Annotated in this window: 9 protein-coding genes; 5 read left to right on the top strand and 4 right to left on the bottom strand. The window is 68.0% G+C overall.

The window, feature by feature from the left end:
• The first annotated feature begins 7 nt into the window (after positions 1-7).
• Positions 8-1408 carry a class-II fumarase/aspartase family protein gene (locus JWS14_RS16360; protein WP_241031367.1) on the top strand — a complete coding sequence of 467 codons (1401 nt, stop codon included), beginning with the start codon at positions 8-10 and terminating at the stop codon, positions 1406-1408.
• Between the two features lies 1 nt (position 1409).
• A complete protein-coding gene (locus tag JWS14_RS16355) occupies positions 1410-2951 on the top strand; it encodes an SLC13 family permease (RefSeq protein ID WP_072944423.1) in 1542 nt (513 codons plus the stop codon).
• Positions 2952-2972: 21 nt separating this feature from the next.
• Here JWS14_RS16355 and JWS14_RS16350 read toward each other — a convergent pair whose 3' ends face one another.
• The 4 genes from JWS14_RS16350 to JWS14_RS16335 form a co-directional block, all read right to left on the bottom strand.
• Positions 2973-4142 (bottom strand): NADH:flavin oxidoreductase, encoded by a 1170-nt coding sequence (locus tag JWS14_RS16350; RefSeq protein WP_206013802.1) that lies wholly within the window; start codon positions 4140-4142, stop codon positions 2973-2975.
• A gap of 135 nt (positions 4143-4277) precedes the next feature.
• Complete coding sequence (locus JWS14_RS16345; protein WP_206013801.1) at positions 4278-5699, bottom strand: amino acid permease; 1422 nt, start codon at positions 5697-5699, stop codon at positions 4278-4280.
• Between the two features lie 16 nt (positions 5700-5715).
• Positions 5716-6942: a Glu/Leu/Phe/Val dehydrogenase dimerization domain-containing protein gene (locus JWS14_RS16340; protein ID WP_072944429.1), complete on the bottom strand. Its 1227-nt coding sequence runs from the start codon at positions 6940-6942 to the stop codon at positions 5716-5718.
• 207 nt (positions 6943-7149) lie between these two features.
• Positions 7150-7677, bottom strand: coding sequence for an Lrp/AsnC family transcriptional regulator (locus JWS14_RS16335; protein ID WP_072944431.1), 528 nt, complete (start codon positions 7675-7677; stop codon positions 7150-7152).
• A gap of 181 nt (positions 7678-7858) precedes the next feature.
• Between JWS14_RS16335 and hppD the strand changes: the two genes are divergently transcribed.
• From hppD to JWS14_RS16320, 3 genes are all read left to right on the top strand, one after another.
• Positions 7859-9064, top strand: a complete 1206-nt coding sequence (gene hppD, locus JWS14_RS16330; RefSeq protein ID WP_206013800.1) for a 4-hydroxyphenylpyruvate dioxygenase — start codon at positions 7859-7861, stop codon at positions 9062-9064.
• Positions 9065-9132: 68 nt separating this feature from the next.
• Positions 9133-10680: an FAD-dependent oxidoreductase gene (locus tag JWS14_RS16325; RefSeq protein ID WP_206013799.1), complete on the top strand. Its 1548-nt coding sequence runs from the start codon at positions 9133-9135 to the stop codon at positions 10678-10680.
• Between the two features lie 14 nt (positions 10681-10694).
• Positions 10695-13070 (top strand): FdhF/YdeP family oxidoreductase, encoded by a 2376-nt coding sequence (locus JWS14_RS16320; RefSeq protein WP_206013798.1) that lies wholly within the window; start codon positions 10695-10697, stop codon positions 13068-13070.
• Positions 13071-13117: the final 47 nt, after the last annotated feature.

The following is a 13117-nucleotide window of genomic DNA, read 5'->3' as shown; positions in this document are numbered from 1 at the left end:
GCCCTTCGTGTCCATTCAGTCAAGAAACCCGTTCTCCCTCCTCACTCACCTGGCAGGGGACGAGGCGCAACTCGACATCTTTTCCGCCGACAGCTGCATCGAGAGCTGGCTGGCCACCGAGCGGGCCCTCGCCATCGCTCAGGGTGAGCACGCGGTCATCTCGGCAGACGACGCCGCGGCGATCGCGGCAGCGGCTCGCATCGACAACATCGACCGCGACTCCCTGTGGGAGACGTCGAAGAATGTCGGGTACCCGATCCTCGGGCTGGTGCGGCAGATCTCCGGGGCGCTGCCGGACGGACCGAACGGTCGCGTCCACTACGGTGCGACCACGCAGGACATCATGGATACCGGGCTCGCCCTGCAGCTCGCGCGGTCGCTGGCCGCGCTCGACTGGCAGCTCGGCGAACTCGGCGATGCGCTCGCGGTCCAGGTCGAGGCCCACGCCGGCACCGTGATGCCCGGCCGGACCCACGCCCAGCAGGCGGTGCCGACCACGTTCGGCGCCACCCTCGCGACGCTGCTGGGTCAGTTCACCCGCCACCGCGAACGGCTCCAGCAGGCGGTGCCGCGGATCGCCGTGATCTCCCTGTTCGGGGCGGGCGGCACGTCCGCGGCGCTCGGAGCGAAATCCGCGGACGTCCGGACCCGCGTCGCCGATCTGCTCGGCCTGCACGACACCGACATCCCGTGGCATGTCGACCGCGACGGTATCGCCGAATACGGCTGGCTCTGCGCCACTGTCGCGGCGACGTGCGCCAAGCTCGCCCGCAACATCGTCGACCTCTCCCGCACGGAGATCGGCGAGGTCTTCGAGCCCTACAACAGCCACCGCGGTGCGTCGTCGACGATGCCGCAGAAGGTCAACCCGATCTCGTCGGAGGCCATCATCGGACTGTCCCAGACCGCCGGGGCGCTGCTGTCGTCGCTGAGCCGCATCCAGGAGGCGGGCCACGAACGCAGCGCCGGCGAGTGGCAGATCGAATGGCAGGTGATCCCACAACTCGGGGTCCTGGCCGGCAGTGCCCTGTCCGAAGCGCTCGTCATCGTCACGGGCATGCGGGTCGACGCCGACAGGATGCGCGCGAACCTCGACCTCGACGGCGGGCTGGTCATGGCCGAGGCGCAGATGATCCAGCTCGCCGAAGCCCTGGGCCGCGAACGCGCCCACGACCTGCTCTACACGGCCGCGACCCGCGCCCGAACCTCGCATCGCGTGCTCGCCGACACCCTGCGCGAGGTCGCGGCGGAGGCCGGTGTCGCCGAACTGCTGCCCGCGCAACTCGTCACCGCCGACGATTACCTCGGTGAGGCGAAGGACATCGCCGCGAGCGCTGTCCGCGGATGGCACAGCGGTGCCGCAGTCGACGAAGACCTGCCCTCCATTCCGCAGCTGGCAAGGATCTGACATGCGCACACTCGCCCCCGCGACGGAGCAGCCACCGAAACTCGCAGGAGAGGAACGCTTCGACTTCATCCGCGGACGTCTCGGCCTGATCGCCGCGCTGCCCCTGCTCATCGGCATCCTGGTGCTGCCGATCGACATGCCGAATTCCCAGCAGGCCATGCTCGCGGTTCTGACCGTCGTGGTCCTGCTGTGGATCACCGAACCCGTCCCCATCCCGGTGACCGCGCTGATCGGCATCGCCCTACTCGTCGTCCTCGGCGTCGGCACACCCCAGGAGGTGTACGGGTCCTTCGGCTCCGCGACGGTGTTCCTGGTGATCGGCGCCTTCATCCTGGCCCGCGCAATGACGGTGCACGGGCTGGACCGGCGGTTCGCCCTCAAGGTGCTCTCGTTCCCGGGCATCGGCAACAGCACGTACCGCACCGCGGCGGCGTTCGGTGTCGTCGCCTGCATCCTCTCGATGTTCGTGTCGTCGTCCGCCACCGCCGCGATGCTGCTTCCCATCGGCATCGGCGTGGTCAAGACGATCGGCGATCTCATTCAGGAGCAGAACCCGGGCATCAGGACCAACCGCACCAAATTCTCTTGCCTGCTGATGCTGTCCATTGCCTACGGCGCGAGTATCGGTTCGGTCCTCACCCCGATCACCGGAATCGCCAACGTCATCGGCCGCGGCACCATCGAGCGGATGACCGGCTACAAGGTCGAACTGTTCGACTGGATCTCCATGTCGGCCCCGTACCTCCTCGTGATGGGCGCGGTCATGTGGGTCGCGCTGATCCTCGTCAACCGGCCCGAGGTGAAGCACATCCGCGGCGGGCAGGACTACTTCCGCGCCCACTACGCAGACCTCGGCCCGATGAACCGCGGCGAACGCAACGTCCTGGTGATCTTCCTCGTCACCGTCGTCCTCTGGGTGTTGCCGTCCCTCGTCACCACCTTCGGTGTCACGAGCCCGATCGTCACCGCCTTCACCGATCACCTCAACGAGGGATCCGTCGTCGTCCTCACCGCCGGTCTGCTGTTCTTCCTGCCCCGCGGGAACGGGAGCGGCGAATCCACCCTCACCTGGTCGGAGGCCGCCAAGATCGACTGGGGCACAGTTCTCCTCGTCGGCGCCGGCCTGACGATCGGCACCATGATGAACGCCACCGGACTCGCGGAAACCCTCGGCACCACCATCGCCCGGGCCACGGGTGTGCAGAGTTCCTGGGTTCTCGCCCTGATCGCGATCGTCATGGGTCTGGTCATCTCCGAGACCACCAGCAACACGGCCAGCGTCGGCATCGTCGTCCCGATCATCATCCCGATCGCCCTCGCCATCGGCGTCGACCCGATCATCCCGGCCATGGCCGGCGTGTTCGGCGCGAATGCCGGCGCCATGCTCCCGGTCTCGACGCCACCGAACGCCATCGTCTACGGATCGGGCTACGTGCCGATGATCAAGATGATCAGCACCGGCATCTTCATCGACATCATCTGCATCCCACTGATCTTCGGCGCCGTCGTCGGCATCGGATCCCTCCTCGCGCTCCACGTGTGAGCAGGCCGGCCGTGCCGCGAATCAGTCGACGAGCACGCAGCGTGCTCCGCTGAAGATGGTGGGCATGCACTTGTTGCAATGGATGCACAACGATTGGGTGCGCGACTCGGCGCGGATGCGGTTCACCAGATCGGGTTCGCGCAGCAACGCGCGGGCCATGGCGACGAATTCGAAGCCCTCGGCCATCGCGGTGTCCATCCCCGCCCGGTCGGTGACTCCGCCGAGCAGGACGAGCGGCAACGCCACCGCCGCGCGGATCTGGCGGGCGTGCTCGAGCATGAACAGGTCGCGGTACGGGTAGGCGTGGATCAGCGACTTGCCTGCCAGTTGCACGCCGAGGCGGACGGGCTGCGGCATGGCGGCGGCGAACTCGCGGACCGGCGCGTCACCCTTGAACAGGTACATGGGATTGAGAAGTGAACTGCCCATGGTGAGTTCGAGGGCATCGACGCTGCCGTCGTGCTCCAGAAGCCGGGCGACCTGGATGGCCTCGTCGAGCCAGAACCCGCCGGGGACGCCGTCGTCCATGTTGAGCTTGGCGAGGATCGCAACCCGGCCGCCGACGGCGTCGCGCACGGTGCGGGCGACGTCCCGCACCACCCGGGCCCGGTTCTCGAGCGATCCACCGTAGGAATCGGTGCGCCGGTTCAGTTTCGGGCTGAGGAACGCACTGGCGAAATAGTTGTGGCCGAAGTGGATCTCGACGGCGTCGAAGCCGGACTCGACGGCGAGCCGCGCCGCGGTGCCGTGGGCGGCGGTGATTCTGGTGATGTCGGCGGTGGTGGCGCTGCGGATCATCCGCATGCTCAGCGGATTGAACGACCGCGACGGTGCGAGCGCAGGCAGTCCGGTGGACTTCTCGTTGGCGACGGGTCCGGCGTGCCCGAGTTGGGCGGATGCGGCCGCACCCTCGGCGTGGATGGCATCGGTGAGTCGGCGCAGCCCGGGGACGGCGTCCGGGCGCATCCACAACTGTCCGCGTTCGGTGCGGCCCTCCGGTGCCACGGCGCAGTAGGCCACCGTCGACATCCCGACCCCACCCGCGGCGGGGCGGCGATGGAACTCGATCAATTCGTCGGTGACCAGCGCGTCGGGAGTGCGGCCCTCGAACGTGGCCGATTTGATGATCCGGTTGCGTAACGTGATGGGGCCCAGCGTGGCCGGGGCGAAAATGTCTGGAGGTGTGGTCATTCCCGCCCCTTCGTCGTGTGCAGTCGACGGTAGGCGGCGGGGATGTTCGGTGAGCGGGACATGTCCGCTGAGCGGGACACCACCGCACTCTCGCGGACGACCCCTCGACGTCCGTGAGCGTGCGGCGGTGGTCTCTCAACCGACGGTCTCGGGCAGCTTCTCCGGCGCTTCGCCGGTGATCGCGCCGCGTTGCCTGCGCCCGAGCACCCAGCAGGCGAGTGTGATCGCACACGTGAACGTGAGCGTCGCGAACAGCTGGTTGCGTGCCGCGTCGTCGAACAACGCCAGCACCGCGACCGCGGCCAGCAGCGCGAGTGCCACGTACGACAGATACGGGAAGCCCCACATCTTCAGCGGCAGATCCGTCCGGCCCGACTTCTCGGCGCGCCGCCGCAGCACGATCTGCGAGACAGTGACGAACGTCCACAGCACCAGGATTGTCGAACCGACCGCGTTGAGCAGCAGCGGGAGAACACGATCCGGTGCCAGGTAGTTGAGGACGACGGTGACGAAACCGAACGCCACCGACGCCAGCACCGCCAGGCGGGGGACGCCGTTGCCCGACACCCGGCCGAACACCTTCGCGGCCGCCCCGCGCTCGGACAGCGAGTAGATCATCCGGGAACCGCTGAACAGCATGGCGTTCAGCGACGACAGCAGCGCGATGACCACGACGACGGTCATGACGGCGCCGGCGCCCGGCACGTGTGCGGCGTTCAGGACCGCGACGAACGGACCCGTCGCGAGTTCCCCCGCCGTCCACGGCAGCACCGTCACCATGATCAGGACGGAACCGACGTAGAACACCAGGATCCGCCACACGATGGACCGCACCGCCCGGCTCACGTTGCGCCGGGGCTCCGACGTCTCGGCGGCCGCGATGGCCATCACCTCGGTGCCGCCGAACGCGAAGACCACGATCAGCAGGCCCGCGGCGATGCCGGTGACTCCGGTGGGGGCGAATCCGCCGTGGCCGGTGAGGTTCGACAGACCGGGCGCGTCGAAACTCGGGATCCAGCCGAAGATCATCGCGGAGCCGACCGCCAGGAACGCGACGATCGCCACGATCTTCAGTGCGGCGAACCAGAATTCGAACTCACCGAAGCGGGAGACACCCGCCAGGTTCACGGCGGTCAGCACACTCATGTATGCCAGGGCGGCCACCCATTGCGGCACCGCGGGCAGGGAGGCGGCGGTGATCGCCGCCGCCGCGGTCGCTTCCGCGGCGACCACGATGACGACCTGCACCCAGTAGAGCCAGCCGATGGTCCGGCCGGCGATCGGGCCCATCGCCTTCTCGGCGTGGACGGAGAACGCACCGCTGTCGGGGTCGGCGGCCACCATCTCGCCCATCATCCGCATGACGAGGACGACGAGAAACCCGGCGATGAGGAAGGAGACGAGCACGGCGGGCCCGGCGACGGCGATGCCCGCGCCGGAGCCGACGAATAGTCCGGCACCGATCGCGCCGCCCAGACTCATCATCACCAGCTGCCGCGGTTTCATCGCCTGCTGCAGGCGGGTGGTGGAGGCCGGTGGGTCGTGAACTGTGTTCATGGGGTCTCCCGTGCCGTCAGACGAGCTGATCGAGTGCGATCTCGAACGCGGTACCGGCGATTCCGGTCGGCTGCGACGAACGCGCGAAGCAGCGCTCGAGCGCCGTCGCCACGGTGGCGGAGACGTCGCCGAAGATCGCCTCGTCCGACACCTCGATGTCGCCCTCCATCAGCAGCGCGAACGCCCGGGCCATGCCGCAGTTGGCGATGAAGTCGGGGACGACGGCGACGCTCTTGTCGGCGTATTCGTAGGTGGGACCGTAGAAGATCTCGTCGTCCGCGAACGGCACGTTGGCGCCGCTCGCCACCACCTCGAGGCCGCCCGCGATCAACCGGTCCACCTGGTCGCGGGTCACGAGACGGGACGCGGCGCAGGGGAGGAAGATCTCGGCGCCGGAACTCCAGATCGTCGAGTTGATCTCCTCGAACGGCACCATGCCTGCTGCGCGCAGTTCGTTGCCCTCCTTGGCCAGGAACAGCGCGCGGATCTGCTCGAAGTCGTAGCCGTCGGTGTTCGTCAATCCACCGTTGCGGTCGAGGATTCCGACGATCCGGGCACCGGACTGCGCCAGGTAGTACGCGGCGGCGGCGCCGACGTTGCCCCAGCCCTGCATGATCACGCGCTTGCCGGCCAGTTCGCCGCCGTAGACCCGGTAGTAGTGCCGCACCGATTCGGCGACGCCCCACCCGGTGATCAGATCCGACACCGTGTACTTCGCCTGCGGGTCGGGCGTGAACCGCGCATCCTCGACGACCTTCGCGACGCCCAGGCGCAGCTGCCCGACCCGCTGCACCCGCTCACGATCGGTCGCCGCGAAGTGCCCGTTGACGACGCCCTCCTGCGGATGCCACAGCCCGTAGCTCTCGGTGATCGGCACGACCTCGGCCATCTCGTCGACGTTCAGGTCGCCGCCGGTGCCGTAGTACGACTTCAGCAGCGGGGTCACGGCCTTGAACCAGCGGCGCAGCACCTCGTCCTTGCGCGGGTCGGTCGGGTCGAAGTCGATGCCCGACTTCGCGCCGCCGATGGCCGGACCCGAGACGGTGAACTTGACCTCCATGGTCTTGGCGAGCGATTCCACCTCGCGCCGATCGAGACCGCGGCGCATCCGGGTTCCGCCGCCGGCAGCACCGCCGCGCAGCGAGTTGATCACCGTCCATCCGCGGGCGGAGGTCTCCGTGTCGTGCCACTCGAAGACGATCTCGGGGGCCTTCTCTTCGAATCGGGTGAGCAGATTCTTCATGGCTTCTCTCGGTTTCTGGACGGCCGGGGCTCGGGGCGATCCGGCCGGTGTTCCCGGCCGTGCCCGCGCTGTTACGGCGATCACTGTGGTGGGCACCACTCGTGCGCCGCAACCGGCTGCGCAGCAGATAGCCACGATGAACATCACCGAGAAAGAGGTTCGTCGATTTTCTATTCAATTTGTGCAGCAGAAGCGGGGAACGCGTTGCTAATCCGCGTCTGCGGGCGCGGTGCGGTAGGCCGGGGCCTTCGCCGGACGCGGTCGGTCGAGGGTTCGCAGCAGAGGCATCGACCGGTACGGGACGATCACCGACAGCACCATCACGCTGGTGGACCGGGCGACGACGCTCGACTTGTTCAGATCGATCAGCGTCTGCTGCAGCCCGAGGTGGGAGCCGGCGGCGATGCGGCACAGGATGTCGCCGGAACCGGTGGTCGCGAAGGCCTCGAGCACCCCGGGGATCGACTCCAGTTCCGACGTCACGGAGTCGAGTGCGCCCTGCGCCGTCTCCAGCGTGACGAACGCCTGCACGTCGAACCCCGCGGCGGCGATGTCGAGGCGCGGCTCGTACCCGGCGATCACGCCGGACTCCTCGAGTTTGCGCACCCGCGCCTGAACGGTGGCCCGCGCCACCTTGATCCGGCGCGACAGTTCCAGCACGCCGGCCTTCGGGTCGTCGTGCATGGCGTCGAGGAGGGCGAAGTCGAGCTCGTCCAACTGCACTGCGTCCTTCATGGCCAGACCTCTCCGAACGAATTCAACTAGTCCGACTGTATAAGAAAACCCTCCGCGAGGCGCCCGAAGGTGGCACCGCGGCTAGCTTCTGCTGGCTCGGTTGCCTATGTGGCCGGTCTGGGTTTTCGTAGTGACCCACACAACAGGCCAAGCCCTCCGTCCCCGAAACAGGAAGACAGCGATGACGATCGAGCAGACTCTCACCGACAAGGAACGCCTGGCAGGTCTCGACCTCAGCCAGCTCGAGCAGCTGGTCGGGCTCGTCGAATACGACGGCACCCGCGACCCGTTCCCGGTCAGCGGCTGGGACGCCGTCGTATGGGTGGTCGGCAACGCCACCCAGACCGCCCACTACTTCCAGTCCGCGTTCGGGATGACCCTCGTCGCCTACTCCGGACCGACCACCGGCAACCGCGACCACCACAGCTTCGTCCTCGAATCCGGCGCCGTCCGCTTCGTCATCAACGGCGCCGTGAACCCGGACAGCCCGCTGATCGAGCACCACCGGACCCACGGCGACGGCGTCGTCGACATCGCCCTCGCCGTCCCCGACGTCGACAAATGCATCGCCCACGCCCGCGCCCAGGGCGCCACCGTCCTCGACGAACCCCACGACGTGACCGACGAACACGGCACCGTCCGGATCGCCGCGATCGCCACCTACGGCGACACCCGCCACACCCTCGTCGACCGCAGCCACTACACCGGCCCCTACCTGCCCGGCTACCTCGCCCGGACGTCGTCGCACACCCGACGGGACGGCGCCCCCAAACGCCTGTTCCAGGCCCTCGACCACGTCGTCGGCAACGTCGAACTCGGCAGGATGGACCACTGGGTCGACTTCTACAACCGGGTCATGGGCTTCACGAACATGGCCGAATTCGTCGGCGAGGACATCGCCACCGACTACTCCGCGCTGATGTCGAAGGTCGTCTCCAACGGCAACCACCGCGTGAAGTTCCCGCTCAACGAGCCCGCCGTCGCCAAGAAACGCTCGCAGATCGACGAGTACCTCGACTTCTACGGCGGCCCCGGCGCCCAGCACCTGGCGCTGGCCACCAATGACATTCTCACCGCGGTGGACCGGCTCACCGCCGAGGGGGTGGAGTTCCTGGCCACCCCGGACTCCTACTACCAGGATCCCGAACTGCGGGCCCGGATCGGCAACGTCCGCGCCCCGATCGAGGAGTTGCAGAAACGCGGCATCCTCGTCGACCGCGACGAGGACGGCTACCTGCTGCAGATCTTCACCAAACCCCTCGTCGACCGGCCCACCGTGTTCTTCGAACTCATCGAACGCCACGGCTCCCTCGGCTTCGGTATCGGCAACTTCAAGGCCCTCTTCGAGGCCATCGAACGCGAACAGGCCGCCCGCGGAAACTTCTGAGCGAGAGCCGATGAGCGGGTGCGGCGACTTTCCCGCGGGATCGGTGCCGCCGCGAATACGATGACGCCATGAGCCCTACCGAGGCAGTGGTGGCCGGGGCCGGGCCGACCGGTCTCACGCTTGCTCTGGAACTGGCGCGGCGTGGCGTCGAAGTGCGGATCCTCGACAAGTCTCCCGAGCCGTTCGCGGGTTCGCGCGGAAAGGGATTGACCGCGCGCAGCCAGGAAGTGATGGACGATCTCGGTATCGTCGACGAGGTCGTCGAGGCCGGGTTCCGGCACCTTCCCAACCGGGTCGCGGTGCGCGGCCGGGTGGTGGGCGACAGCGACCCCCACGCAGACCTGAGCCCCACACCCGACCGGCCCTACGAGAGCGGGTTGATGATCCCGCAGTGGCGGACCGAGCAGATTCTGCGAGAGCGTCTCTCCGAGTTCGGTATCGACGTGGAGCGCGGCGTCGAGGTGGTGGGTTTCGAGCAGACCACCGACAAGGTGACCGTCCGGCTCGCCGGGGGCGGGACCGTCATGGCGCGTTACCTCGTCGGCTGCGACGGCGGACGCAGCACGGTGCGCAAGGCGCTCGGGGTGTCGTTCGAGGGGACGGGCGGCATCGAGGGCATGCTCCTCGGCGACGTGTCCGTCGACGGCCTGACCCCCGACCGCTGGCACCAGTGGTCGCACCCCGAGAAGGGATTCGTCGCGCTGTGCCCGTTCCGTGGGATCAACTCCTGGCAGTTCCAGGGAGTGCCGTTCGCGGACTTCGACGAGGAGGGGAACCTGCCCGAACCGTCGCTGGAGTACTTCCAGCGAGTGCTCGACGACATCGCCTGCGATCCCGGCGTGCGACTGTCCGCACCGACGTGGCTGTCCACGTGGCATGTGAGCGTGCGCATGGTGGACCGCTTCCGAGACGGCCGGGTGTTCCTCGCCGGCGACGCCGCGCACGTTCATCCGCCCGCAGGTGGGCTCGGGATGAACACCGGGATCCAGGACGCCTACAACCTCGGCTGGAAACTCGCGCTCGTCCTGGCCGGGTCCGCGGATCCGTCGCTCCTCGACACGTATCAGGAGGAGCGGTTGCCGCTCGCCCGCTGGACGCTCGGGGTGAGCAGCGCGGGGCTGCAGAAGGTGACCGACAACCTCGGACGCGAGGACTCATCGGGGTTCGCCGGCGCGGCGACCGAGGACGGCCAGCAACTCGGTCTGGGCTACCCGTGGAGTTCGCTGTCCCGGGACGGGGACGTGACGACGGGCGTCCGCGCGGGTGACCGCGCACCCGACGCGCCGTGCCTGAGCCCGGACGGTTCCCCACTGCGACTGTTCGACGTCTTCCGCGGGACGCACTTCACGGTTCTCGGGTTCGACGGCGGGCCCCGGCACGCCCTGCAAACCCTGGCCGAAGACGCGCCCGACGACGTGAAATACGTGGTGGTGGGTGATTCCCGCGGTCCCGGCGTGGACGTCGTCGACGACCGCGGTTTCGCGCGTAGCGCCTACGGGGCACACGGTGGCACGCTGGTGGTGGTGCGCCCCGACGGTTACGTCGCGCTCACCGCCCCGGCCACCGCGACCGACGACGTCATCGACTACCTCGGCTGCCTGGTGGGGAGATCGTGACGAAAGGCTGAACGATGCGTCACAAGGACGAGGAACTCGACTACGACGAGGCCGACCTCGAGGTCGGGCACCCGAAGGACCACGCGGCCGGGCCGACCGCTGTCGCGGTGTCGATGAAACGCGCGCTCGAGCAGATGGGTGTGGTCCGCACCGCCGAGACGTTGTTGCGGCTGAACCAGGCCGAGGGCTTCGACTGCATGAGTTGCGCCTGGCCCGACCCCGACCCGGGTCACCGCCACGCCGCGGAGTTCTGTGAGAACGGCGCCAAGGCGGTGGCGGAGGAGGCGACGCGGGTCCGGGCGACCCCCGAATTCTTCGCCCGCCACAGTATCGCCGAACTCGACTGCCACAGCGAGCACTGGCTGGGGCAGCAGGGCCGGATCACGCATCCGATGGTGAAGCGGCCCGGCGGAACGCACTACGAGCCCATCGAATGGGACGAGGCCTTCACGCTGATCGGCGAGCAGCTGAACGCCTTGGACAGTCCGGACGAGGCGATCTTCTACACGTCCGGCCGGGCGTCGAACGAGGCCGCGTTCGCGTACCAGCTGTTCGTCCGCGCGTTCGGGACGAACAATCTGCCCGACTGTTCCAACATGTGCCACGAATCGACCAGCATCGCGCTGCAGGAGTCGATCGGCATCGGCAAGGCCAGCGTCACGATGGACGACGTGTATCAGGCGAAACTCATTGTCTTGCAGGGGCAGAACCCGGGAACCAACCATCCGCGGATGCTGTCGGCACTGGAGAAGGCCAAGCAGAACGGCGCGAAGATCCTGTCGATCAACCCGCTCCGCGAGGCCGGTCTGGTCAACTTCAAGAATCCGCAGACCCCGCGAGGGATGGTGGGGCACGGTACCGACCTGTCCGACCTGCACCTGCCCATCGCGCTGAACGGCGACCTGGCCCTGCTCCAGGCGTTCGGCTCACTGCTCGTCGAATGGGATGCCCTCGACCACGAATTCATCGACCGGTACACGATCGGATTCGAGTTGTGGAAGCAGCACGTCGCCGACCTCGACTGGGACGTCGTCACCCGGAACACCGGGCTGTCGCGGGAACAGATCACCGACGCGGCCCGGATGCTGCGGGATTCCGATGCCACCGTGTTCTGCTGGGCGATGGGGCTCACTCAGCACCACAACTCGGTGGCGATCATCAAGGAAGTCACCAATATCGCGCTCGCGCAGGGGAACATCGGGAAGCCCGGCGCTGGGCTGCTGCCGGTGCGCGGGCACTCGAACGTGCAGGGCGACCGCACGATGGGGATCTGGGAGCGCCCGCCGCGGCATTTCCTGGACGCGCTCGCGAAGGAGTTCGACTTCGACCCGCCCCGCGAGAACGGCTACGACACCGTCGATTCGATCCGGGCCATGCGCGACGGCAAGGCCCACTTTTTCCTCGGGCTCGGCGGCAACTTCGTCCAGGCCGCCCCGGACACCGACGTCACCGCGGCCGCGCTGCGCAAGACCCGGATGACGGTCCACGTCTCGACGAAGATCAACCGGTCGCATCTCGTGTGCGGCGACACGGCCCTGATCCTGCCGACGCGGGGGCGCACCGAGCAGGACGTCCAGGCCGGTGGGCCGCAGTTCATTTCCGTCGAGGACTCGGTGTGCTCGGTTCATGCCTCCCGGGGTCCGTTGAAACCGGCCAGCCCGCACCTCGATTCGGAGGTGGGGATCGTCACCCGCATCGCCGAGGCCACGATCGGCGACCGCTACGGTCTCGAGTGGAAGAAGATGCGGGACGACTACGCGAACATCCGCCTGCACATCTCGCGGGTGGTGCCCGGATGCGAAGGGTACGAGGTGAACGTCCGCAAGCCGGGCGGCTTCGTTCTGCCGCACCCGCCGCGCGACTCCCGGACGTTCCCCACCCACTCGGGGCGCGCCGAATTCGCGGTGTCCCCGATCGACGTGCTGCAGGTGCCCCCGCGGCACGTGATCCTGCAGACGATCCGCAGCCACGACCAGTTCAACACCACGATCTACGGGCTCAGCGATCGGTACCGCGGCATCGAGGGCGGGCGCCGCGTGATCTTCCTGCACCGCGACGACATCGCGGCCCTCGGGTTCGACGACGGCGACATGGTGGACCTCTTCACGCATTGGGACGGTGACGACCGCGTCCGCTGCGCCCACGACTTCCGGATCGTCGAGTACGACACGCCCCGGGGGTCGGCCGCCGCCTACTATCCGGAGACCAATCCGCTGGTGCCGCTCGATTCCACGGCGACCGGCAGCAACTGTCCCACGTCGAAGTCCGTCGTCGTCTCCCTGGAACACGCCGGCAAGTACAGCGCCGAATGCCCACCGGAGGCGAGCCAGGACGCGGTCGGATCGGACCAGGTCCACAAGTCGCAGCCCCAGCCCGAGCACCTCTCCTGACGTGAGTGGCAAAGTGTGCCCCGGCACGCTTTCCCACTCACCTGCGC

This window comes from Rhodococcus koreensis (genome assembly GCF_017068375.1).
GTDB lineage: Bacteria > Actinomycetota > Actinomycetes > Mycobacteriales > Mycobacteriaceae > Rhodococcus_F > Rhodococcus_F koreensis.
The sequence above is the reverse complement of the archived record's forward strand: the minus strand, read 5'-3'. Positions and strand labels throughout refer to the sequence as shown.

What these genes read in the sequence shown, in the direction of transcription:
- JWS14_RS16355 (WP_072944423.1), top strand. Translation starts at nt 1,410, where the DNA reads ATGCGCACACTCGCCCCCGCGACGGAGCAGCCACCGAAACTCGCAGGA.
- JWS14_RS16350 (WP_206013802.1), bottom strand. Translation starts at nt 4,142, where the DNA reads ATGACCACACCTCCAGACATTTTCGCCCCGGCCACGCTGGGCCCCATC.
- JWS14_RS16345 (WP_206013801.1), bottom strand. Translation starts at nt 5,699, where the DNA reads ATGAACACAGTTCACGACCCACCGGCCTCCACCACCCGCCTGCAGCAG.
- JWS14_RS16340 (WP_072944429.1), bottom strand. Translation starts at nt 6,942, where the DNA reads ATGAAGAATCTGCTCACCCGATTCGAAGAGAAGGCCCCCGAGATCGTC.
- JWS14_RS16335 (WP_072944431.1), bottom strand. Translation starts at nt 7,677, where the DNA reads ATGAAGGACGCAGTGCAGTTGGACGAGCTCGACTTCGCCCTCCTCGAC.
- hppD (WP_206013800.1), top strand. Translation starts at nt 7,859, where the DNA reads ATGACGATCGAGCAGACTCTCACCGACAAGGAACGCCTGGCAGGTCTC.
- JWS14_RS16325 (WP_206013799.1), top strand. Translation starts at nt 9,133, where the DNA reads ATGAGCCCTACCGAGGCAGTGGTGGCCGGGGCCGGGCCGACCGGTCTC.
- JWS14_RS16320 (WP_206013798.1), top strand. Translation starts at nt 10,695, where the DNA reads ATGCGTCACAAGGACGAGGAACTCGACTACGACGAGGCCGACCTCGAG.